This is a genomic window from Stappia indica, from assembly GCF_001696535.1.
In the GTDB taxonomy this organism is placed as follows: Bacteria; Pseudomonadota; Alphaproteobacteria; order Rhizobiales; family Stappiaceae; genus Stappia; species Stappia indica.
The window spans coordinates 982165-1004642 of the sequence record NZ_MBQE01000001.1 but is presented as its reverse complement, the minus strand read 5'-3'; the positions used below and the strand labels follow the sequence as shown (position 1 = coordinate 1004642).

Annotated in this window: 16 protein-coding genes and 3 tRNA genes; 14 read left to right on the top strand and 5 right to left on the bottom strand. The window is 67.2% G+C overall.

Going from position 1 to position 22478, the window contains the following annotated elements; all coding sequences use genetic code 11:
- Window positions 1–30: 30 nt before the first annotated feature.
- The 12 genes from BBX35_RS04725 (at window position 31) to BBX35_RS04670 (ending at window position 16708) form a co-directional block, all read left to right on the top strand.
- Window positions 31–1029: a phage capsid protein gene (locus BBX35_RS04725; protein ID WP_067216586.1), complete on the top strand. Its 999-nt coding sequence runs from the start codon at window positions 31–33 to the stop codon at window positions 1027–1029.
- A 64-nt stretch (window positions 1030–1093) separates the two neighbouring features.
- Window positions 1094–1564 (top strand): hypothetical protein, encoded by a 471-nt coding sequence (locus BBX35_RS04720; RefSeq protein WP_067216584.1) that lies wholly within the window; start codon window positions 1094–1096, stop codon window positions 1562–1564.
- A 66-nt stretch (window positions 1565–1630) separates the two neighbouring features.
- Entirely contained in the window at window positions 1631–2254 is a 624-nt protein-coding gene (locus BBX35_RS04715) for a hypothetical protein (protein ID WP_067216581.1), read from the top strand.
- A 3-nt stretch (window positions 2255–2257) separates the two neighbouring features.
- Window positions 2258–4324 carry a phage tail protein gene (locus tag BBX35_RS04710; RefSeq protein WP_067216579.1) on the top strand — a complete coding sequence of 689 codons (2067 nt, stop codon included), beginning with the start codon at window positions 2258–2260 and terminating at the stop codon, window positions 4322–4324.
- Between the two features lie 25 nt (window positions 4325–4349).
- The gene (locus BBX35_RS04705; protein ID WP_067216577.1) at window positions 4350–4910 is read left to right on the top strand and encodes a hypothetical protein; all 561 of its coding nucleotides are present in this window, start codon (window positions 4350–4352) and stop codon (window positions 4908–4910) included.
- Between the two features lies 1 nt (window position 4911).
- Window positions 4912–7416 carry a transglycosylase SLT domain-containing protein gene (locus BBX35_RS23180; protein ID WP_067216575.1) on the top strand — a complete coding sequence of 835 codons (2505 nt, stop codon included), beginning with the start codon at window positions 4912–4914 and terminating at the stop codon, window positions 7414–7416.
- Window positions 7409–12421, top strand: coding sequence for an LPD38 domain-containing protein (locus tag BBX35_RS23560; RefSeq protein ID WP_067216572.1), 5013 nt, complete (start codon window positions 7409–7411; stop codon window positions 12419–12421). Before BBX35_RS23180 ends, BBX35_RS23560 begins: the two co-directional genes overlap by 8 nt.
- A 48-nt stretch (window positions 12422–12469) precedes the next feature.
- On the top strand, window positions 12470–15145 hold the full coding sequence (locus tag BBX35_RS04690) for a hypothetical protein (RefSeq protein ID WP_067216569.1): 2676 nt from the start codon (window positions 12470–12472) through the stop codon (window positions 15143–15145).
- Between the two features lie 3 nt (window positions 15146–15148).
- Complete coding sequence (locus BBX35_RS04685) at window positions 15149–15370, top strand: DUF7940 domain-containing protein (RefSeq protein WP_067216566.1); 222 nt, start codon at window positions 15149–15151, stop codon at window positions 15368–15370.
- Window positions 15354–16004 carry a lysozyme gene (locus BBX35_RS04680; RefSeq protein ID WP_067216563.1) on the top strand — a complete coding sequence of 217 codons (651 nt, stop codon included), beginning with the start codon at window positions 15354–15356 and terminating at the stop codon, window positions 16002–16004. Before BBX35_RS04685 ends, BBX35_RS04680 begins: the two co-directional genes overlap by 17 nt.
- 5 nt (window positions 16005–16009) lie before the next feature.
- The gene (locus BBX35_RS04675; protein ID WP_067216560.1) at window positions 16010–16309 is read left to right on the top strand and encodes a hypothetical protein; all 300 of its coding nucleotides are present in this window, start codon (window positions 16010–16012) and stop codon (window positions 16307–16309) included.
- A gap of 99 nt (window positions 16310–16408) precedes the next feature.
- The gene (locus BBX35_RS04670) at window positions 16409–16708 is read left to right on the top strand and encodes a hypothetical protein (RefSeq protein WP_141687809.1); all 300 of its coding nucleotides are present in this window, start codon (window positions 16409–16411) and stop codon (window positions 16706–16708) included.
- 131 nt (window positions 16709–16839) lie between these two features.
- Here the strand turns inward: BBX35_RS04670 and BBX35_RS04665 are convergent.
- The 5 genes from BBX35_RS04665 to BBX35_RS04645 form a co-directional block, all read right to left on the bottom strand.
- Window positions 16840–16915: transfer RNA gene (locus BBX35_RS04665), tRNA-Thr, on the bottom strand.
- Window positions 16916–17015: 100 nt separating this feature from the next.
- Window positions 17016–18173 (bottom strand): cytochrome-c peroxidase, encoded by a 1158-nt coding sequence (locus BBX35_RS04660; RefSeq protein ID WP_083206023.1) that lies wholly within the window; start codon window positions 18171–18173, stop codon window positions 17016–17018.
- 9 nt (window positions 18174–18182) lie between these two features.
- Entirely contained in the window at window positions 18183–18707 is a 525-nt protein-coding gene (locus BBX35_RS04655) for a hypothetical protein (protein ID WP_067216556.1), read from the bottom strand.
- Window positions 18616–20889 (bottom strand): TonB-dependent receptor, encoded by a 2274-nt coding sequence (locus tag BBX35_RS04650; RefSeq protein WP_067216553.1) that lies wholly within the window; start codon window positions 20887–20889, stop codon window positions 18616–18618. The genes BBX35_RS04655 and BBX35_RS04650 overlap by 92 nt, the downstream gene beginning before the upstream one ends.
- A gap of 196 nt (window positions 20890–21085) precedes the next feature.
- Complete coding sequence (locus tag BBX35_RS04645; RefSeq protein WP_083206021.1) at window positions 21086–22069, bottom strand: TrmH family RNA methyltransferase; 984 nt, start codon at window positions 22067–22069, stop codon at window positions 21086–21088.
- A gap of 208 nt (window positions 22070–22277) precedes the next feature.
- On the opposite strand from BBX35_RS04645, the gene BBX35_RS04640 reads away from it, so the two are divergent.
- Window positions 22278–22362: transfer RNA gene (locus tag BBX35_RS04640), tRNA-Tyr, on the top strand.
- A 19-nt stretch (window positions 22363–22381) separates the two neighbouring features.
- Window positions 22382–22455 (top strand) — tRNA-Gly (locus tag BBX35_RS04635).
- The last annotated feature ends 23 nt before the right edge of the window (window positions 22456–22478 follow it).

Here is a 22478-nt window from a genome sequence, read left to right as displayed (position 1 = left end):
CCCGGTTTACCCAAGCGGCACGGCGCGAGGATGACCTTGCGCACCGAGCGGACCTGCGGCGCGCGCGGCCTCTCCGCCCTGGCAGCGGACCCGCGCGCGGCCTGCGGCCTCTCCGGCCCCGGTGTTTCCCCTTTCGTCAACATCGAGGTTGTCATGACCGCACAGGCACCCGAGTGGTTCCGGACGCAGTATCCGAACCGCGCCATGCACATCTACCAGGATAGCGGCAACCGCCTGCGTCCGACCGTCTCCCAGCCCGTTCGCTTCGAAGGCTCCGAGAAGGCGATCTTCTACCTGGCCGGCAAGTCGAAGGCGATCCGCAAAGACCGCGGCCAGCGCAACGTTCCCGGCAACTCGCAGCGCAAGAAGTTCGAGGTGACGCTGGCCGAGTGGACGGCGTTCGACACGGTCAAGGAGTGGGATCTCGACCGAATGTCGATCGACGAGCGGGAAGTCGTCTACGAGGGCGGCGCGATGGCGCTCGGCCGGGCGACCGATGAGGAGATCTACAAGACGATGGCCGCCGGCGTCACCTCGGTGACCGGGCTCGACTTCTCCTCGGGTGCCTTCAATGCCGCGAACGCCATGACGCTCTGCAAGGCGCTGCAGCAGGACAAGGTGCCGTGGGACGGCAACGTCTATTGCGGCCTTCCGGCGCTGCAGTGGAACCAGCTCCTCGCCAACAAGGTGGTGAACAACGCCGAGCATGTCGGCCCGGGCGACCTGCCGTTCGTGAAGGCCACCAGCACCCGGTTCTGGAACGGCGTCAACTGGTTCCTGTGGGAGCCGGAAGACGATCTCGACGTCTATCCGGTGCCGGAAGCGAACAAGCAGGACTTGTTCATCTGGCACAAGTCTGCCGTCGGTTGGGCCGCCCACACCGACCTCACCATGCGCGAGGCATGGGACAACTACGAGGACGAGTGGACGATCAACATGAAGGCGAAGGGCGCCGCCACCCTCCTGCAGGAGGGCAAGGGCGTGAAGCGGTTCCGCACCGCCAGCGACGGCGCCATCACCATCGTCTGACGACACCGACGCCGGCGGCTCGGCCGCCGGCTTCCCTCCCGCCACGAGCCAAGGAGCTCCTTCAATGGCACTCAGCAAGTCCGGCTTCCGGACCATGGACCACATCGGCACCACCGATGCTTCGCTGCCCGGCTCGACCCGCGCCGTGCATGCCTACGTCACCGACGACACGGCAGCGCAGGTCGAGACCTCCAACTACTTCCTGTCGCTCTACGAGCGGCTGAAGGTCGGCGACGTGCTCATCGCCACGATGGCCAAGGCGACCACGCCGACGGTGCGCATGTATGTCTTCAACGCCGTCTCCTCGTCGAGCGTGACGATCTCGCGCGACACCAACGCGGTGACCGGCGACCAGACGGCCGTGGCCGCGTTGACGGAAAACGCCGGCGCCATCGGCGGCACCAATGACGGCGACCTGCCGGACCTGTCGTCGGCCGATGCGGCCACCAACGCGGCAGCGATCCGCGAGGTGGCGGCCAAGGTCAACGCGATCCGCGCGGCGCTCGTCGCTTCCGGCCTGCTCGCCGCCTCCTAAGGCGCTGGCCGAAAGGGGCCGCGGCGGTTTTCGGTCCGCCGCGGCGTCCACCGACGGGGAGTTGTCATGGCGCTGCTTACGCATCTCGACATCGTCAATTCGGCGTGCGCCCTGATCGGCGCCGAGCCGCTGCAGGATCTCGATGCCGACGTGATCGGCGGGCAGTCCGCCTCGCTGCTCTACGAGGCGGTGGTGGATTTCAATCTGGGGCTGGAGCCCTTTTCCTTCGCGCACGAGCTGCGCCAGTTGTCGGCCGTCGACGGCCCGGCGCCGGCATCCGGCTTTGCCACCGTGTTCAACGTGCCGGGACCGCTGCTCAGCCCGCCGCTGTGGCTCACCGACGATCCGACCGACCCGGACCGCCGGTTCTGGCGCTTTGCCCAGATCAACGGTCAGGTCCATTCCGATGCTCCGGCGCTGTGGGCGTTTTGCCAGTTCCGGCCCGAGCCGCACCGATGGACCGCGACGTTTCGCGCGGCGACCATCACGTCCGTGGCGGCGTCGTTCGCCCTGTCCGTCGCCAGCGACCGGAACCTGCACGACACGTTGCACATGCGGGCCTACGGCACGCCGAGCGAGATGAAGCGCGGCGGCGAGATGCGCGCCGCGATCACCACGAATGCGCTGTCGACGCCGCCGCGCCGTCCCGGCTGGGACGACAACCCGCTTGCCCGCGCCTGGAGAAGTTGATCCATGGTCGCCCGTCCTGGCCGCCTGCAAAGCGCCTTCACCGCCGGCGAGCTCGACAAGCTCCTGCACGAGCGGACGAACCTCAAGTATTTCACCACCGGCGCCGACCACATGGAAAATGTGGTCTCGATCCCGCAGGGCGGGTTTCGCTGGCGCGGCGGTCTGCGCGATGTCGGCGGTGTGGCGGCCGACGCGGCGCGGTTGTTCCCGTTCATGGCATCGGACGGCAGCGTCTACGACATCGTGCTGCGCCCGGGCGAGGCCGCGGCCTGGTCGGCAACCGCTAAGCTGGCGGATTTCACGATCAGCGGCCTGACGGCCGGCATGCTGCCGGCGGTGACGGACGCGCAGCGGCTCGACACCATGCTGCTGTTTCACCCGGACCTGCAGTCCAAGCGCATCAAGCATGCCGGCCCGACGAGCTGGAGCGTCGACAACCTGCCCTATGTCGGCGTGCCGTCCTACGACTATGGCGGCCCGATCGGGGGCGGCGACTACACGAACGGCGTGCCGGCGGTCTGGCGGCTGGAGTTCGTCGGCCTGACGCCGGGCACCTCCATCTTCAACCTGACCGTCAGTCAGCAGGAAACCGCCTCGATCACATACGACAACGACATGACGGCGCTGGCCGGGTTGATCGCGGCCGCCATCGAGGACCTGCCCAATGTCTCGGCCGGCATCACCGTCACCTCGGCCAGCGGCGGCGCGACGGGCACCAAGATCGACGTGGAGTTCACCGGCGCGGGCAACGAGGGCGACGGCTGGGCCCTGTCCGGTGCGGTGATCAACAAGGCGGATGCCGCCATCCTTGCCAGCAAGACGACAGTCGGCGTGTCGCCGGGAGAAGACGTGATCTCCGCCGATCGCGGCTGGCCGCGCTGCGGCACGTTCTACAATCAGCGCCTGATCGTCGGCGGGTTCAAGGGCCTGCCGAATGCCTGGATGTTCTCGCGCCAGGCGGATTACTTCTCGTTCGACGTGCGGTTCGTCGGCGCGGCCGGCCCCGCGCTGGTGCCGATGGACACCGACGGCGGCGAGGCCATCGAGCGGATTACCGACAGCCGCAACCTGACCATCTTCACCAACAAGGCGGAATACTGGATCGCCGAGCGGGCGCTGTCCCAATCGGAGCCGCCGAACCATGTGGCTTTCGGCGAGCGCGGCGTGCGGCCGGGCGCGCCGGTGGTGAAGAACGAGGGCGCGCTCAACTACGTCTCCGCCACCGGAAGCGTGATCGGCGAGGCCCGCTTTACCGATGTGGAAGGCAACTTCGTGTCGCGCGACGTGAGCCTGCTGGCGCCGCACCTGGTCGACAACGTGCGCGACATGGCGGTGCGGCGGGCGGTGCAATCGACGTCCGGCAACATCCAGTCGATGGTGCAGGACGACGGGCGCGCCCGGGTGGCCACCGTCCTGCGCGAACAGGACATCATGGCTTTCGGCCGGCTGACCTCGGGCGCGGCGGAGTTCATCGCGACCGCTGTCAACGGCCGCAACGAGCTGATGTACCTCACCGACCGCCCGGACGGGCGCCGGCTGGAGCGGCTGGAAGACGATCTCCTGCTCGACGAGGCGACGGCCTTTGCGCTGGAGCCGGCCTCGGCCACGGTCACGGGCCTGTCGCGGTTCAACGGCCGGGAAACATGGATCGTCGCCGACGGTCATGTGCTCGGTCCCTTCACGCCGGTCTCGGGCACCGTAACGCTGCCGTTCGAGGTCTCCGGCGGCTATGCCGGAACCTGGACCGCGCCACTGGTGCGCACGCTGCCGCCGCCGCGCGACGTCGGCCCGAACGTGGTGCTCAAGCGCCGCGCGCGCCTGCACTCGGCGCATATTTCCATCGTCGACAGCACGAGCCTTGCCGTGGCCGCAAACGACGGCCCGTTGCGCGAGGTGTCGCTGCGACGGTTCGGCCTCGCGGCCGACGTTCCGGAGCTGGAGCAGGGCATCACCGACACGATCACCGTGCGCGGTCTCACCGGCTTTTCCATGGAACCGAAGCTGACGATCTCGCAGCTGCGACCGGGCCGCCTGACCGTCCGGTCGGTGACGCTGGAATACGCGCTGTAGGCTGACCCTATCAGGGAGAGACGTCATGGAACTGGCTGTGGCCGCAATCGCACAGGTGGGAAGCGCGCTCGGGCTGGGCGCCAGCGGCACCGCCGCGGCGACGGCTGGTGCGGCGACGGGCGCGGCGAGCGGGTTCGGCTCCACCGCCCTTTCGGTGTTGCAGGGCGTCGGCACGGCGGCCGGCATTCTCGGCCAGCTGGGCGGGGCGGCCGCCGCCGCGCGGGCATCGGAAAGCGCGGCGCTGCAGGCCGACCTGCAGGCGGGGCAGGAGAAGGTGCAGGGCGCCCAGGCGGAAACCCGCATGAAGCAGGAGCTGCTGCGCATCCTCGGCGAAAACCAGGTGGCGACGGCGGCGGCCGGCATCGACATCACGGCCGGCATAGGCCAGCAGGCGAACCAGACGGCCAAGCGGCGCGCGGCCAGCGAGCTGTCGATCAGCCGCGAAAACTCCGACATGCAGTCCGCTTTGTACCGCCTGCGCGCCAACGGGTTGCGCACCCGGGCGCGGGGCGAGCGGTTCGGCGGCCTCGTCGGCGCGTTCGGCACCGGGGCTCAGTTCGGCATCGACCTGGCGGCGAGGGGGTAATATGGCGAACCGCAGTCCCCGCGATCCGGGCCGCTATGGCGAGTTCAACGGCCGTGCGCAGATCGGCGGCGTGCCTGATTTTGCCGTCGACACCGGCAGCGGCGCGAGGGCGCTGGCCAGCGTGGCAGGCTCGCTGTCCTCGCGGCTGAAGACGCTGGCCGACCAGGCGAAAGCCCGCGAGCAGGCTGCGGAAGGACTTTCGTACGCCGACCGTACGGCCGCTGGCTATCTGCAGGCCCGCGCGGCGGAAACCATTTCCGAGGAGCGGCGGGGGCCGCCGAGCCGTGCCCAGGTCAACGCGCCGGCCGCGATCCGCGACACGATCGTCGCGGCAGCGCAGAAATACGGCGTCGACCCGGCGGCGATGCTGAAGATCGCCGAGATCGAGAGCTCGTTCCAGCCGGGCGCGAAGAACCCGCGCAGCTCGGCCGGCGGCCTGTTCCAGTTCGTCGACGGCACGGCGGCGCAATACGGACTGGCCGACCGATACGACCCGGCGCAGGCCTCGGACGCGGCGGCCCGCCTTGCGCGCGACAACGCGGCGCATCTGCGCAAGGAGCTGGGGCGCGAGCCGAGCGCGGCCGAGCTGTATCTTGCCCACCAGCAGGGGGCGGGCGGTGCGGCGAAGCTGCTGGCCAACCCGAATGCGCGGGCGGTGGATGTGCTCGGCCGGGACAAGGTGATGCTGAACGGCGGAACCGAAACGATGCTCGCGCGGGACTTCGCCGGCAAGTGGCTGTCCCGCGCCAATGGCGGCGGGGCGGTGACGGCGCGCTCCACCCTGCCGCAGCTGTCCGACCAGCCGCTGCAGCTGCGCCGCGACGGCACCATTGCCGGCGAGGCTTTCGACGCAGCCGCCCGTCGCGCCTACGCCTGGCGGGTCGAGGAGGGGCTCTCCACCGATCTCGCCAATGCGTTCCAGGAGACCGGTGAGAACCCTGCCGCGTTCGCGCAACGCCTCGGCGAGATCCGCGACCACTATCTCAAGGATGCTTCGTTCGCCGATCCGGAGTTGCGGGAGGCGTTCGAGCGCTCCTTTGCCGGGCGCTCGCGCGCCTATGCGATGAACGTCGCCGCCAAGCACGAACAGCGGCTCAAGGCGGAGGAGCAGGCGGCGGTTTCCGACGGTCTGGCCGCCCGGGGGCTGGACCTGGAGCGGCAGGCCTACGCGCTCGGCGCCAATCCGGAAGGCGACAGCATCCTTGCCGACCAGCTGGAGCGGTCTTCGCGCGCTGTCGACGCGGCGGTGGAGGCGGGGACGCTGACGCCCGCCCAAGGGGCCGAGCGCAAGGCGAAGATGGCGCGGGTGGCCGCGTCCGCGCGTGTACAGGGCGTGTTCGACAATCTGGCGACCCCGGGCGAGAAGGAGCAGTTCGCCCTGTCGCTGCTGGAAGACTGGCAGACCGGCGAGGGGCCGCTCGCGAAGCTGCCCTTCGCCACGGTGAAGTCGCTGTCGCAGACGCTGTATCGGGACGCTCGCGCCGAGGCCAATGCGAAGGACGGGGCGGCGCGCATCGAAAAGGCGCGCATCCGGCGCTTGCTGGCGGACGACGTGTCGTCGATCGAGGCGACGGGCAAGCCTGTGGACTTCGCCGCCGCCGGCACCGATCCCGATACGATCGCGGCGGCGCTGACGCCCGAGGAGCACGCGGCGTGGACCGCCAAGCGCGAGCTGGCCGGGCGGGTGTTCGATGCAGTCTCCGGCATTGAGGGACTGCCGGCCGAGGACATCGAACGGCGCCTTGCGGCGTTGGAGCCGGCACCCGGCGCGCCCGGTTTCGTCGATGCGGAGGCGGTACAAGCTGCCGCCGAGAAGCGGGCTCGCGAGGTCCTGAAGCTGCGCGAGCGCGACCCGGCGCTTGCCGTGGAGCAGGCGTTTCCGGCGGTTGCGCGACTGTCGGCCGAGGCCACCCCCGACAACCCGGAAAGCCTGCTGGCCGTGGTGGATGCGCGGCTGGCTGCGCAAGAGGCGCTGCAGATGCCGGAACTCGCAAGGCAGCCGCTGACGCTGGCGGAGGCCGGCAATCTGGCAACGGCCGTGATCCGCGCGGGCGATCCGAAGGCACAGGCAACGGCAATGCAGGATCTCGTCGGCCAGGTGCAGGGCGTCTATGGCCGGCACGCCGACGCCGTGCTGCGCCAGGTGCTGGAGGTGCAAGGCCTCGACAAGCGCATGGCCACCTATGGCGCCAGCCTGTTTTCGCGGATGAGCCGCGGCGAGGCTCCTCGGCCGGCGGATCAGAGGCAAGGCGCGGTGCTGTCTGAAACCGCGGCCGCCGAGCGCGCCGGCACCGGCAAGGCCGAGGCGTTGGCGCTGCCGCCGCAGAAGGCTGTGCAGCTTCTGCTGAACCAGCCGGAGCTTGCCGAACAGTTCGACCGCAAATACGGCACCGGCGCCGCCGAGCGTGTCCTCAGCCAGCGCCGCGAGGACCCGTATCGGCGCCGCGTCGAGGGTGGTGTGGAATTCGTCGACGACACAGGCGAGGGCTTCATCCCCGATGAGTAACATTTTCGAGCAGTTCGACGGCGAGGAAGACGATTTCCTGCGGGAGGCGCCGCCTCCCGGCCTTGCCGAGCGGTTCCGGGTGAACTTCGAGGCGGGCTACCGTCTCAACACGGTGGCCGGCGCCGTGCGCGATGCCAGTTCCGACGCCCGCGCCTCCGATCGTCGCCGCTTCGACGAGCAGCTTTCCGCGTTCCCCGAATGGTCAGGGTTTATGGAAGGCGCGGCGGCGCTCGGCGGACAGGTGGCAGGCACCGCGGCCAGCGTCGAGAACTTCATGCCGATAGGTCTCGGTGCGCGCGTCGTCGCCACCGGCAAGACCGGTCTCACGGGACTGTGGGCGCGGATCTTCGCCGGTGCCGTCGACGGTGCCGCCGTCAACGCGGTGACGGACACGGCCATCCAGGGGATCGAGCAGGGCGCCGGCTTCCGCGACGAGTTCGACCCCGTCCAGCTGCTGGCCGGAACGGCGCTCGGCGGTGTGATCGGCGGCGCTGGCGGTGCGGTGGCGCGCGGCATCGAGGTGACACGCGACCGCCGGGCCGCGCGTGCGGCTGCGGATGCGGAGGCGGCCAACGCGTTCGACCAGTTCGACGGGCCGGCGGCAAGCGCGGAGCGACCGTCGGCCGAGGCGCCCGGCGAACAGACCCCCGATGCCCGGCCGACCGCTACCGATGCGCCCGATGCGCCGCCGGCCGCTCCCGATGCGCCGCCGGCTGCCCCTGATGCGCCTCCATCTGCTCCCGATCTGCCGCCAGCGCGGCCAGACGCGGCGCCGGCAGCCGGCATCGACGAGATTGCGGCAGGCTACAACTACGATCTCAACGCCATGCCGGACGATGTGGCGCGGCAGGTGCTCGAAACCGGGTCCGTCGAGACCCGGGCGCGGTCGCTGATCGCGCAGGACATCGAGCGGGCTTCCCGCGAGATCGAGCAGCTGAAGTCGCTCAAGAAGACGACCACCAAGGCGCCGGACGGTTCGTTCGTGCTTGACGACGTTTTGCCCGACGGAACCTTCGCCGGGCGCGTGGACCCCGCCACCGAGGCGAAGCGCGGCTATTCCGTCAGGGAACGGAACGCCCGGGTCGCGGAGCTGTCCGCCAGCATCGAGGACCTGCGCGCGCAGTTCACAGGCGCCCGGCCGATTGCCGAGGATCGCCTTACCTTCCTTGCAGACCTCGACAGCGTGCGCCGCCCGCTCGGTGAGACCCTGTCCGAACAGGCGGCCATGGCCCGGCTGGGCGAGGAGCCCGCACCGTCGACCGGCCGTCGACAGGCGCTCAGCGAGGGGCGCACGGGCAAGGCGAGTGACACGCCTCAGGCTCGCACGGCCGGGCAGGAATTCCTCGGCGTGGAGCCGACGCGGGCCTCCTTGCTGGTTCGCAAGGGCAACCGCAAACGCGCGGAAGGCGGCACCGGCCCCGGTGCCGACCCGTCGGCCGGGCCGGTGGCGCGGGTGCGCGAGACGGCCGAGGAACTGGCACGGCAGCTGGGCGTCGGAGCGACGCGGCAGGGGCGCATGTCGAACGCGAAGGCGCTCGGTCTGTTCTACACCCGCTCCGGCGCGGTGCGGGTGCGCTCGCTCGACGATTTCGACACGCTGACGCACGAGTACGGGCACCATGTCGACGCCAAGATCCCGCTCGTCAAACAATGGATCAAGAAGAACTCGGCGGCGCTGCGCCTGCTCGACTACGACCAGAAGCTCAAGCGCGACTACGAAGGCTTTGCCGAGTTCTTCCGCCTGTGGATCACCAACCGCGCGTACGCCATGGAGAATTTTGCGGGGCTCGGGCCGGAATTCGAAAAGCTGCTGAGCGCCGAGCCGAAGATCAAGGCGGCCATCGACGCGGCGACGGAGGCTTACGACGCCTTCATCCGCGCGCCCTCCACCGTGGCGGTGTCCTCGACCATCGTTTCCGCCCGCCAGAAAGGCCGGCTGGACGAGGCGCGCAAGGCGCTGCGGGAACAGGGCGTCGGGGGCACGATCTCCGATGTGCTCGGCCGGCTCTACTCGTTCTTCCTCGACGAGCTGAACCCGCTGTCGCGGGCGGTGTCCTATCTGACGGACCTGCACAAGGCGAACACGGGGAAGGATCTGATCATCAACGTGGGGAGCGATGCCTACAAGCTCGCCCGCATGAGCCGCGGCGCGTTCTCCGCCGGTCATATGGACATCATGTACGGGGTTGCCCCGTATCGCGGGCTCAACCCGGAAACCCCGTCGTTGCGCGATGCCATCGTCGAGGCGACGGGAAAGCCCAATGCGCTTTCCGGCTGGGACGATGACAAGGTGCTGGAGTTCGGCTCCTACCTCTGGTCGCGGCGCGCGCTCGGCGAGTGGAAGCGCTTTCTGGAGGGCAAGATCCCGCGGGCGCCGGACAAGCTGACGCTCGGCGATCACCAGACCAACGTGGCGGAACTCGCCGCGGCCAACCCCACCTTCGCGAGCGCGGCCGAAAAGGTCTACCAGTGGAACCTGGCGCTCTGGAAAAAGAAGCTGGACGCTGGGCTGATCACGACACGGGTCTACGAGGAAGGCCTGCAGATCGCCGATTACGTGCCGGGCCTGCGCGACTTCACCAGTGCGACGGACGAAAAGATGCCGGCCGGCAAGCCGCGCCGCACCAAAGATCTCAAGTTCGGCGTGGCCCGGCGGTTCCAGGGCTCCAAGCGCGACGTGATCAACCCGTTGGAGAGCCTGGCGGCCGACGCCTACGAGACCGCGATGACGATCGCCCGGAACGACGTCGTCAAGGCGCTGGACCGGCTGGCGAAGACGGCAGGTCTGGGCGGCTCGCGCATTGCCGAGGAAATCCCCGTAACCCAGCTCACCGCCACGATGGTGGACCCGATCGAGGCGGTGGAAAGTGCCGCCCGCAATGCCGGTCTGTCAGGCCCCGACATCGTCACGCTGCGGGACGCCATCGAGGGCGCGATCGGCGACGAGAAGGCAGCGATCTTCCGGCCGGCGATGATCAGCGAGAAGGGCGAGCCCATCGTGTTCTTTCGCGACGGCGGGGACCTGCGGGCGCTGCGGCTCGCCGACGGCGCGTTCGGGCGCGACATGTACCGGGCGCTCACCTCCATGTCGCAGCAGGAGCGCAATTTCTGGGTGGAACTGGTGGCGATGCCGGCGCGCGTTCTGCGCCTCGGCATCACCACCAGCTTCGATTTCATCGGGGCGAACTTCATCCGCGACCAGACGATGGCCTGGATCTACTACGGCAGGCCGCTCCGCCGCGTCGGCGCTTCGCTTCGCGGTGCCACCGACGACATCATGGGCTCGCAGGTGGCCAAGCGCTATGCCCGCGTCGGCGGCATCACGGGCGGACAGGAGACGGCCAGCTTGTCGCGCGTGCGAGCGCAGCGGGATATTTCCCGCCTTGCCCGCAAGGGCTGGGTCGCGCAGCGGCTGACATCGTTTCGCGGTGTGCTGGAGACCGTCGAGATTGCCGAGACGGCATCGCGCCTCGGACTGTTTCGAACGTTCCACGAGGAGGCGAGGGCGCGAGGCCTGTCCGACATGGAAGCTGCCCTCGAAGCGAGCTGGCGGGCGCGGGACTACATGGATTTCGACCGGCGCGGCTCCGGCATGGCAGCGCTGGCGCGGGTAATCCCGTTCCTGAATGCCGCCCTGCAGGGCACCGACAAGACGGCCCGCCACATGATCGCGCCGCTGGCGCGCAGGGCGCTCGGCCATGCCAAGCGCGCCGGCGACGACGCGGCGATGGGCGAGGCGGTGAAGTCGTGGGCGCGTGTCGCTGCTGCCGCCACGGCGACGATCTCGCTCTATGCCCTCATGCGGAACCATGAGGATCACGACGAGATCTCCGACTACACGAAGTCGACGCACTGGACGATCAAGGCCGGCGAGAAGTGGCTGGCGATCCCGAAGCCCTTCGAGTTCGGCGTGGTGTTCAACCTGGCGGAGGCGGCCTTCGACGCCATGGTGGAGAAGGACCCGACGGCGCTTGGCCGCTGGCTCGACAACCTGCATTTCTCGCTGGCGCCGCCGTCGCTGCTGGAGGGCAACCCCGGCATCAAGAGCTATTTCGAGCTGCGGACGAACACCAACCTGTTCACGGGCGCCGACATCGTGCCCGAGCATCTGCGCGGCATGGAACCCTTCCTGCAATACACGGCGCGGAACTCGGCGCTGTCGCGGCAGCTGGGCAAGGCCTTCGACATGTCGCCGGCCGTCATCGACCATCTGATCATGAACCACCTGGCCAGCTGGGGACGGTCGGCGCTGGCACTGTACGACATGGCGCAGCCCGACGCGCCGGCCACGGGCTGGGATGATGCGCCGATCCTGCGCCGCTTCATCAAGGATGCGAGCAAGGGGGCTCAGTCGACAACGCAGTTCTGGGAGTTGATGGGGTCGCGCACAGGCGTGCTGGAGGGCAAGGCGCAGAGCTATCGCCAGCTGGGCGCGGCCGAGCGGGCCGATTACTACGCCCGGCAGAACGAGCAGGCCAAGGTCTACATCGCCCTGTCCACCCACAAGGCCGACGTGAAGCGGCTGCATCCGCTGGTGCGTGCCCGCAACGCGGTGCAGGCCATCGGCACGATGCGCCGGGAGATGGCGGCCGGAAAGCTGCTCGATGCCGACGGCAACCCCTTGCAGGTCTCCGCAGCCGGTCGAACCGCGGCCGACGACGTGCTTGGCACCCTGGCCATGGCCATTGCCCGCAACGCCCTGGTGACCGTCGGCGAACCGGGCTGGGCGCAACGCCGGCCGATCGACGAGCAGGGCTTCTATCGCGAGCTCGAGACCATCGACCCCGCGCTGTTGACGACGCTCAGTTCGCTCTTTGCCGACAAGAAGGTGTGGAGGGCGGAGGCGGTCGGGCGCTCCTGGCCGGAACTTCGCCAGCGCCTGCTGCAGGACGGCACGCAAGCCGATCTCATCGACCTGGTGATCGACGTGGAAAGCGAAGGCCTGGAGCTGGACGGTGTGAAGCGGCCGAAGCCGCCGCGTCCGGAAGTGCCGCCCGCCGGTTGACCGGACCGCCGGGCGGCGAAGCTCGGGTTACCTGCCAAGGGGTGCCCGATGAGCCAAGCCTTTCCGATCCCGGTCGACACGCGCGAGCGCAACTACACGGCGACAGCCGGCCAGACGGTCTTTGCGGCCGATTTCCCGTTTCAGCAGACCGCCGACGTCAAGGTCTACCATCGGCTTGCCGCCGGCGGGCCTTACGAGCTGCTGGAGGAGGCGGCCGACTACACCCTGACCGGGGCCGGCAATCCGTTGGGCGGTGCCGTGACGCTGACGACCGGCGCGGCGGTGGGCGACAAGATCCGCATTCGCGGCGAGGCGGTGCTCGCCCGCACCTCGTCGGTGGTGCAGGCCGGTGTGTTCAAGAGCAGCACGCTGGACGACGAGCTGGACCGCAACCGGATCATCCAGCAGGAGCAGGAGCGCGACAGCGACGACGCACAGGCCAAGCTGCTGCGGGCGATGCTGACGCCCGAGGGCGAGACCATCGGCGAGCTGCCAGCGCTGGCGGATCGCAAGGCGAAGTTGATGGCCTTCGACGCCGACGGCAACCCGACCGTTGCCCAGGCTATCGACACGACGCCCGAATATCCGGCGCTGGAAAAGCGGTTCAACACGGTCGACGAGCTGCGGTTCATCAAGCGCGGCACGCTGGGCGACGGCGAGACGATCAGCGTTTCCCAGAAGGACAATCCGAAGCGCGGCGGCCGCTTTATGTGGATCGCGGATCTCATCCTGCCGCATGACGGCGGCGTCGTCATTCGCCACTCCGATGGACTGCCCGGCGGCGTCGTGCGGCTCTACACGGGCTTTCTCTGGGTGGAATTTTGGGATGCGATCGCGAGCGACGGAACCGACGTCGAAGCGGCCATCGCCAATGCAAGCCGCAATCACGCGGCGATCCAGGCCGCGCTGAACTACTGCAAGACCTTCCCGAACGGCAACATCGCCGGCATGAGCGCCGGCGGGCACTACTATGTCGACGACGAGCTGGACACCTACACCGGCAACCCGAGCAAGCGTGTCGGGTTGTTCGGCATGGGGCCGTTCCCGACGAGCATCTTCGCCTATTTCCGCGGGGCCGGTAAGGCGCTGTTCAAGGGTTCCGGCCCGAACGGCGAGCGGACCGGCGGGCCCTGGCTGGAAAACCTGATGATCCGGCTCAACGTGGACCTGCCCGGCCGTGCGCCGCGCGCCATCGAATGCCGGATGGCCGACTACGGCTATCTCAACCGGTTGCAGATCATCGGCGACTACACGAACGGCCTGTGGGAGTACACCGGCGCCTGGAACTCCACCTTCAGCAACCTCGAAATGTGGGGCGGCGGGACGTTCATCGGTCGCAAGAAGGTGCCTGCGGGCGTGACCTTCTCCGGGCTGAAGGACGGCAACACGATCACCGCGTCGGACGACTGTTTCGATGTGGAGGACGAGGGCAAAATCATCACCCTGGTAGAGACCACCGCCCTTGCCGGCCGCTATCTCATCCAGACGCGGAACAGTCCGACGGAAGTGACCGTCAGCGAGCCGCTGCCCGAGACCTATGATGGCGCCTACGGATGGCTCGACGGCGTCCGGGGCTCGATCGACATCGGCACCAGCACGACGACGCTGATCCTGGAAGATGCGGTGCTGACCGAAGACCTGGAAGGCATGACGGTGTTCGTGCCGACGGCCAGGACCGGCGCCGGCGGCACGACGCGGCCGCTAATCGCGAAGATCTCCGAAGTGCTCAACGACACGACCTGCACGCTGTCCGCGCCTGCCAACAGGAGCGTGACCAACGAGACGGTCTATTTCGGGCCGGGCTGGGCGATTTACGACGACCTGAACGGGAACGGCGACGTCAACGACGTGCTCCTCCACAACGTCTGCCTGCAAGGCCATGCCGGGTGCGGCGGCCTGTTCCAGGGCGTGCACCTGGTCACCTCGGGGCCGCTCAAGAACCACGGCCGCGCCATGTTCCCGAAGGGGCCGAGCCCCCGTCCGTACAACGACGAAGTGGCGCAAGTCAGCCTGTATCTCAATCTCATCGGCGGGCAGATCGTCCAGGCGGGGTTCGAAAGCCAGGCTGCCGGGGAAAGCAAGATCCTCTGCGAGGGTCTGATTTCCGGTCTCCAGGTGCTCGGCTATCGCGGAGCCCTGATCGAGAACCAGAAGATCTTCCATGCGTTCAACTGCAACGCCTGGGCGGTGCCCGACTTCGGCAACGGATACATGACGTCCACTGTCGAGCAGTCTGACAAGACCTTCCCCGTGTTCACCCATGACGGGAGCCTCCGCAAGATCCGGTTTTCGGGCGGACCGCCGGCCTACTACACCCGGCGATCGACGGCGGCTTATGGCCAGGGCGGCGTGACCGGTATCGCCTTTTCCAGCAGCGACGAGCGAAAGGTGCAGGAGAAGGACACGGTTATCCGGATCCCGCTGCCACCCGGCTTTACCCACAACGGCAACAAGCAGAAGGGCGGCAAGCTGAGCCTGTCCTCGTGCCAGAACATCGACGCCGCCTGCACGGTTCATTTCAACCAGAATGTCAACACCGGCACGGGCGCACTGAAGATCGAAAGCCAGGTGGCCAGCCTGTTCATCATCGGTACCGGCGTGCTCGATCCGGGAACCGCGACCGACAACAAGGTGACCCTCTCGCTCAACGGTGCAGACCCGTACATTCAGGTCTGCAACCGCGTGGGGACGATCATCTGGGACTACCTCATTGAGGGCGGTTGACCGATGCGCCTGCTTCCCCACTGGCGAAAGATCCTGCGGCATGCCTGGAGCGTGCGGCTGATCGTGATCGCCCTCGTCCTCACTGTGCTGGAGGTGGCGCTGCCCTGGATGGGCGGCGTGCTGCCGCCGGGGCTGCTCGGCATCCTGGCCGGCCTCGCCTCGGCCGGCGCGTTCATTGCCCGCTTGCTCGTTCAGAAGGAGCTATCCGATGAAGACGCGGTTTAAGGTTGCCGGGGTGCTCACCGCGCTCGGCCTGACGGCCGTCGGCGTCGTCGGGCCGTTCGAAGGGCTTCGCCTCACCGCCTATCGAGACATCGTCGGCGTGCCGACGGTTTGCTACGGCGAGACGCGCGGCGTGCGAATGGGCGACCTGTACACCGCCGAGGAATGTGCGGAGATGCTGGGCGACGGCATCGTCGAATTCGAGCAGGAGATCCGCAAGTGCCTCAAGGCACCGGACACGATCCCCGACGGGCCGTACATCGCTTTCAACAGCCTCGCCTACAACATCGGCGCCAAGGCCTTTTGCGGGTCGACGCTGGTTCGCCTCGCGAATGCGGGCGACCTGGAAGCCGCCTGCCGGCAGCTGCCGCGCTGGAACCGCGCCGGCGGCCGCGTGGTCAAGGGTCTGGTCAATCGCCGCGCCGAGGAAATGCGGATCTGCCTCGATGGTCTCGACGGCCCGGTGAGCCTGCCGGGCGTTGCCGCGCCGCGGCCGAAGCCTGCTGCCCCGGCTGTCGATGCCGAGCCGGCACCTGTCGCAAGCGAGGCCTGGCCGTACTGGCTCGGCTCGCTGCTGGTGCTGCTGGCGATGGCCGGCCTCGGCTTCGGGGTGTGGCGCCTGGTGCGAAGGAGGTAGCGGCGATGCTGGCAAAACTCGCTGGGAGCCTGCTGGGCTCGCCGTACGTGGTCGCGGCGCTCGCTGCCCTGCTCGGGGTCGGCGCGCTGCTGTGGACCCTGCGGGACGTCCGGCAAGGGGGCTACGAGGAGCGGGTGGCGGAGGAACTGCGGGAAGAACTCTCCGCGCTGCGGGAAAGGAACAGGGACGATGCGCGCATTCGCAAGCTTTCGGATTATGAGCTGTGCCGCGATTACGTGCGCGGCGGTGGCGAGCTGCCAGACGGCGGCGCCTGTGAGCAGCTGCGGGGGCTTCACGGCCAATGACCTGTCGCCGGCCGGCTTCGTCGCGCTGATCCGCGCCGACCGGCCGGGCGCCGAGCGCGTGCGGAACAACGACGCCAACTATCGCCGGAGGTGCGCGACGTGACGACAGGCGATGTGTCTTGGCTTGCGGGTGCGGTCATCGCCCTCGTCACGATGATCGGCGGCATCATCGCCCGCGACCGGCAGCTGGCCCGGATGATCCAGGACGGTGACGAGAAGCTGCACGACCGAATCAATCGCGTCCGGGAAGACATGGTTCACCGCTCGGATCTCGACGGCCACATTCAGCGGCTGGACAAGTCCGTGGGCGAGCTGCGGAGCGATGTGAAGGAGCAGGGAAAGGAGACGACGCGGCGCCTCGACACGCTGGTCACCCTGCTTTCGAAGCCCCCGCAATGAGGGCTCGATGCGAACAGCGGCGGAACATAAGTCTCACGTGAGACCTAGTGTAGGTCTCAAAAGGTCTCATGTTCCGCTTGCGTTCTCCCTCGCGTTTCCTTGCAAGGGATTGCCGTTCAAAGGGGAAATGGTGGTGCCGGCAACAGGATTCGAACCCGTGACCCCCTGATTACAAATCAGGTGCTCTACCAGCTGAGCTATACCGGCATCGGAGCGGCCTTTAGCACACCTTTCGCAGGCGCGCATCCGTTTCGAAGGGTGCTTTCCTCAAAAACGAACGTGCCGGGCACGCTGCGGCTCTGCCTGTTCACAAGCTCTCGAGAAACGCGATCAGCGCCTCGATCTCCGCCTGCTCCAGATCGAGGCGCTTGAGCAGCGGCGAGGTGCGCGCTGCGTGAGGCCAGAGCGGGTCGGCTGCTTCCGCCTCGTTGCGCGGCCGGATGCGGCCACCGCCCTGAATATAGAAGGCGATGACGTTGGCGAGGCGGGGCATGATCCCGTTGTGCATGTAGGGTGCTGTCAGCCGCACATGGCGCAAGGGCGGCGTGCGGAACAGGCCGATGTCCTGCGGATCGCCGGTCTCCTCATAGCGGCCGAGATCCTGCAGCCGGCGACGAAAGAAGGTGAGCCCCAGATTGTGCATCTTCTGGTCGGTCAGCAGCGGGCCGAAATGGCAATTGGCGCAGCCCGCCTTGCCGCGGAAGAGGTTGAGGCCCCAAATCTCCTCGTCGGAGAAGCGGACAGGCAGTCCTGCGGCGAAGCGGTCGAATCGCGTTCCGCGTTCCAGCGTGCGCTGGAAGGCGGCCAAGGCGTCGGCAACCTGCGAAAACGTGATGGTCGTTTCGCCGTAGACCTGTCCGAAGGCGCGGACATAGTCCGGCCTTGCGCGCAGGCGCTCCACCACGTCCTCGAGACTGTCATTGGCCATCTCGACGGGGCTCAGCAGGGGGCCGGCGGCCTGCTGCTCGAGCGTTGTCGCCCGTCCGTCCCAGAAGAATGCATCGCGATAGGCGACCCCGAAGAGCGAAGGGGCATTGCGCCGCCCCTCCTGTCGTCCGTGCCCGACCGACACCCTTAGCCCGTCGCCCCAGCCGAGCTGCCGGTTGTGGCAGGATTGGCAGGAGAAGTGCCCGGATGCCGAGAGCAGCGGATCCTCGAACAGTCTGAGCCCGAGGCGTGCCTTCGCCAGCTCGGTGCCTTGCGGGTTCGGTCGCCGCTCGAGCGGCCCGAGCTCGACGAAGGCGACCTCCGGTTCGACGAGCGCACGTGGCCATTCCGATGGCGGACGCGCATAGGCCCGGCGCAAGGCCTCGAAGTCTCCTTCATCCGGCCGGGAAGGAAAGGTCGAGGCGAGCCGGTCGTCGCCGGCTCTCTGCCAGCGCTCCTGTATCAGCAGCGCCGGCATGAGCAGGACAACGGCAAGGCACAGGCCCCACAGACCCATGAAGAAACGGAAGAAGGGCATGGCTCTTCTTCAGAACGTGGTGGTGAGGCCGAGCCAGAAGCTCCGCCCCTTGATGAAGGGGTTGCTGTTGTTGGCCGACGCGTTGCCGATTTCGTTGAAGAGATTGTTGGCGACCAGGGTCAGGCTGACGCTTCTGTGCCCGTCGCGCAGAAGGACAAGGTTGGAGTGCAGGTCGACGGTGAGTGTCCCGTCGAAATCCTTGTCCTCCCAGACGTCGTGGCGAACGCCCTCGAACACCTGCGTGCGTCCCGTGTCTTCGACGCCGGTGAAGGGGAAGTTGTAGTTGGCGGCGAAGCCCAGGTTGAACCGGCCCTCGTACCAGCTCGTCATCATCGCGAGCTGGGCGCGCATGGGGATGTCCATGTTTCCGGTCACCACGGAGAAGCCCGCGACCGAATAGGACTGACCATTGTAGAGGATCCGGTCGAGGAGGTCGTCTTCGTCATAGAAGTAGCTGTCGGGCGACAGCTCCTGGGCGGACCAGGTGAAGGAGGCAGTCAGCGTCAGGTGATCGAGGAAGCGGAACCGCTCCACGTTCCAGGTCTTGGCATATTCTGCGGTGGCGGATTCGTAGGCCCCGGTGCCGGAATTGGTCAGTTCCCTGACATTGCCGCCGAGATCCGCCGCAGCATACTGGTCCTTCATCGCGCGGTTCACATAGCGAAGGCGGAACGCACCGTCGGTGAGCGGGTCGATGACCTTGAGGCCGGCCACCCATTCGTCCGTGAAGGGGGGTTCGCAGGTCCGACGCCCTGTTGCCATAGACTCCGGTGGGCGTGCGCATCGTCCAGTCGTCGGTGACATTGCCGCTGCCGTCATGGCTGCGCACGTAGCTCTGCCCGCGGGGCTGATTGTCGCGGATGGCATAGGCAAGGCTTGCGCCGTTGTAATAGCGGTTGAAACCGGCGGAGAGCTCGATCCGCTCGGTGGGCGTGAGCGTCGCTGCGATGCGCGGCGCGATATTGACGTTCTTCTGGTAGTCGTCGACCTGGAGCCGCACGCCCGGCCGTACCGTCAGCCAGCCGAAGGTCTGCTCGAGTTGCAGCCAGGCATCCGCCGAGTTGAGGGTTGTCGTGTTGTCGAACGCCGCCCAGATCGATTTGAAAATCGCATACTGATCGGGGCCGCAGGCCTCGCTGCCCAGGCAATTGAACTGGCTGAGCCCGAGGGAGCGGGCATCCCAGAGCGTGTTGACCCTGGTGTAGTAGGTAAAGTCGCTTTCCCGCGTGCGGCGCGCGTTCGTGTGGGTCAGGTCGAAGCCGGCCTCGAACGTCCCGGCCCAGATGGACCCCGTAACGTTCTGGCCGAAGAGATATTGCGTCTGTTCCTGGACCTTGTTCGCGCCATATCCGCCTTCGTAGCAGATGACATTCGTTGTCGTCGTCGGGTCGAGCCGGCACCAGGAAAGGATATCCGGATCGCTCGACGTCCATTGGCTGGCGGTTCTGGTGCCTTGCCTGATCTGGTAAACGCGGGCGGTGTCGCTGTTCGTCTGGTTACGCGTCGAGGAGTGGGAGACGACGGCCTTGGTGTCGAGCGTCAGGCCGAGAATCCGGCCGAGCGGCGTTTCGACAGTGTCGAACGTGTAGGAATGCTCGAGCTTGCCGGCATAGGTCCGGGTGGAGACGTCGACACGCATGTCGCGCCAGTTCGGGCTTTCGTACCCTTGCGTATAGTCGGTGACCATTCCCTCCAGTGAGAACAGTCCGTAGTCCGTTTTGGCGTCGAACTGGAGCCTGAAGAAATTATTCAGGGAATCTTCCCGGATGTCTCCGGAGTAATAGATGTAGTCTTTTTGCTTCTTGGTGGTTGCATCGGTCCTGCTGTACTGCGCAATCATCGAGAAAATTTCGTTGATTGGCCCGCTCAGCGAAAGCGATGACTTGATCTTGGTGAACTCCGGTGGTTTGCGCTCGAGCGGGTTGGTGCCGTCGGTCGTCGCGATGTTGTAGCTGACGAACTTGTCGCTTTCGACCTTAACGCTTGCCGTGCCTGTCCAGCGTTCCGTGTTGGGCTTTTTCAATTCGTAGGAAACGACGCCGCCCTGGAAGTTGCCATAGCGCGCTGAGGCATTGCTGTCGACGACGGTCACGCTGTCCACAAAATCGGACGGCACGAAGATCGTCTGGGGATGCAGGCCGTAGAAGCGGTCGGCATTGGGCGTATTGGTGTCGCTGGCCAGCTCCGAGTTGCCATAGCGCTCGACCGAGCCGGTGACCGTGTTGGTCGGGATGCCGTTGACAATGAAGTTGTTTTCGTAGGTGCGCCCGCCCGAGATGGAGAGGAGCTCGGGCCGAGTGTCGAGAATCTTCTGGCCGTCGATGCCCGCGTCCGTGTCGGTTTCGTTCTGGTATTGCACGTTCGGCAGGCCGCGCAGGGCGGAGTTGGCATCGCCGCTGCCATCGGTGCGTACGGTGAATCCTTCCTGGTCGAGCGTTGTCGTGCCGACATCCGCGCGACTGCGCGGGCTCAGCAGCTCGTAGAAGGGGACGATGATCCGGCTGAGAGGCGTGGCTTTCTCCGGCTCGCCGTCCTTCTCCTTATTGTCGGCGGGAGTGCCGGTCGCGCGGGGATCGGAGGTTTCCTGTGCCTGGTCGTCGGCCAATACGGCGGGGGAGACGGCGGGTGCCTGCGACTGGGCAAAGGATGCTGCCGGCAGGACAAGCACGATCGTTGCGACACCGCTGATCGCGGCGCGCTTCCTGGCATTTTGCACGATGGGGCCCTCAATTATTGTCTTGAGTGGAAGTGAAGAGAGGGTGGCTCGCGCAAAAGCTGGCTTGGGCGATCAAGCGCCCAAGGTCGGCAATATTTAACTTGAGTTATTGAGTCAAGAATTAAGCGGCTGGCTATCAAAGGGTATTTCGGGAGAGGGGCGCGCCTTCAGTCTCAAGGAGATGCAAGGATGGGGCTCAGAGCCCCATCTTCACGCGCGTGACATAGAGCGACAGAACCGCCGCGTTCGAGACGTTGAGCGAGGCGATGGCGCCGGGCATGTCGAGCCGGGCGAGCGTGTTGCATGCCTCGCGCACGCCCTGGCGCACGCCTTTTCCTTCGGAGCCGAGCACCAGCAGCACCTTGCCGCCCATCTCGGTTTCCTCCAGACGCGCGGTCCCCTCGCTGTCGAGGGCGATGGCCTGGAACCCGGCTTCGCGCATTTCCGTGACGAAGCGCGCCATGTTCTTCACGCGCACGTGCCGGACCATGTCGAGCGCGCCGGAGGCCGACTTCGCCAGGACGGAGCCTTCTTCCGGGGCGTGCCGCTCGGTCGTGACCACCGCATCGGCGGCAAGCGCCACGGCGGAGCGCAGGATGGCGCCGACATTATGCGGGTCGGTGACCTGGTCGAGAGCCAGCACCAGCCGCGCCTTGGCGAGATCGCGCGGGCCGAAGGCGGGCAGGGGATCCGCTTCCAGCACGGCGCCCTGATGCACCGCGTCGCGCCCCACGAGATGGTCGAGCTGCCGCGGGTTCACTGTTTCCACAGGAACGTCGAAGGTGATTCCGCGCTCGCTCAGCCGGCGCTGGGCATTCTCAGTCGCCAGCAGCCGGTGGCGGCGGCGGTCTGAGTTGCGGAAGGCCGCCTCGATCGTATGCAGGCCATAAAGAAGCACCGGGCCTTCGGCGGCATCTCCATCGCGCGAGGGGCGGGGGCGGGCCTTGGCGAAGGGGCGGCGCCCCTCTCCATCATGGGCGGCGCCCTGCGAGGCCGGCTTGCCGCTGCCTTTTCTGTAGCCACCCTTGGCTCCCCGGTTCTTGGCATCCTTGTAGTCCCTGCCGCCGCCGGAAGCGCCGTGCTGGGGTTTGCCGCGGGGGCGGGCGGGCGTGTGAGCGCCGGTATCCTCGGAGCTCGCGGGAGTGCCGGACGGGCCGGCCGGTGTGTCGGGTCGTGTCATGAGCGAGCGATTATCCGCAAGGTGATCCACCGGCAAGGAGAAACCGCTGCCGGACAGGCGGTCGTTTTTGTGTCCAAAGGCTGTAAATGGGTGTTGACACCCCCATGCCGGTTCTACATAACACGCGCCACGGGAGCGGCCTCGCGATTGTTTTGCGAGGCGTTTTCGTGAAGCCATCCAAGACGCTTCGGCGACAGGGCGGTGAAACGGAGGAGTGCCCGAGTGGTTAAAGGGGACGGACTGTAAATCCGTTGGCTTGGCCTACGTTGGTTCGAATCCAACCTCCTCCACCATCCCCCCTTGCGGCAGGCGGCGGGTGTAGCTCAATGGTAGAGCAGCAGCCTTCCAAGCTGATGACGAGGGTTCGATTCCCTTCACCCGCTCCACTTTCGAGTGACTCTGCTGCTCC

Bases quoted from the DNA above. Each gene is read 5' to 3' on its own strand.
- BBX35_RS04725 (WP_067216586.1), top strand. From the start codon at position 31: ATGACCTTGCGCACCGAGCGGACCTGCGGCGCGCGCGGCCTCTCCGCC.
- BBX35_RS04720 (WP_067216584.1), top strand. From the start codon at position 1,094: ATGGCACTCAGCAAGTCCGGCTTCCGGACCATGGACCACATCGGCACC.
- BBX35_RS04715 (WP_067216581.1), top strand. From the start codon at position 1,631: ATGGCGCTGCTTACGCATCTCGACATCGTCAATTCGGCGTGCGCCCTG.
- BBX35_RS04710 (WP_067216579.1), top strand. From the start codon at position 2,258: ATGGTCGCCCGTCCTGGCCGCCTGCAAAGCGCCTTCACCGCCGGCGAG.
- BBX35_RS04705 (WP_067216577.1), top strand. From the start codon at position 4,350: ATGGAACTGGCTGTGGCCGCAATCGCACAGGTGGGAAGCGCGCTCGGG.
- BBX35_RS23180 (WP_067216575.1), top strand. From the start codon at position 4,912: ATGGCGAACCGCAGTCCCCGCGATCCGGGCCGCTATGGCGAGTTCAAC.
- BBX35_RS23560 (WP_067216572.1), top strand. From the start codon at position 7,409: ATGAGTAACATTTTCGAGCAGTTCGACGGCGAGGAAGACGATTTCCTG.
- BBX35_RS04690 (WP_067216569.1), top strand. From the start codon at position 12,470: ATGAGCCAAGCCTTTCCGATCCCGGTCGACACGCGCGAGCGCAACTAC.
- BBX35_RS04685 (WP_067216566.1), top strand. From the start codon at position 15,149: ATGCGCCTGCTTCCCCACTGGCGAAAGATCCTGCGGCATGCCTGGAGC.
- BBX35_RS04680 (WP_067216563.1), top strand. From the start codon at position 15,354: ATGAAGACGCGGTTTAAGGTTGCCGGGGTGCTCACCGCGCTCGGCCTG.
- BBX35_RS04675 (WP_067216560.1), top strand. From the start codon at position 16,010: ATGCTGGCAAAACTCGCTGGGAGCCTGCTGGGCTCGCCGTACGTGGTC.
- BBX35_RS04660 (WP_083206023.1), bottom strand. From the start codon at position 18,173: ATGCCCTTCTTCCGTTTCTTCATGGGTCTGTGGGGCCTGTGCCTTGCC.
- BBX35_RS04645 (WP_083206021.1), bottom strand. From the start codon at position 22,069: ATGACACGACCCGACACACCGGCCGGCCCGTCCGGCACTCCCGCGAGC.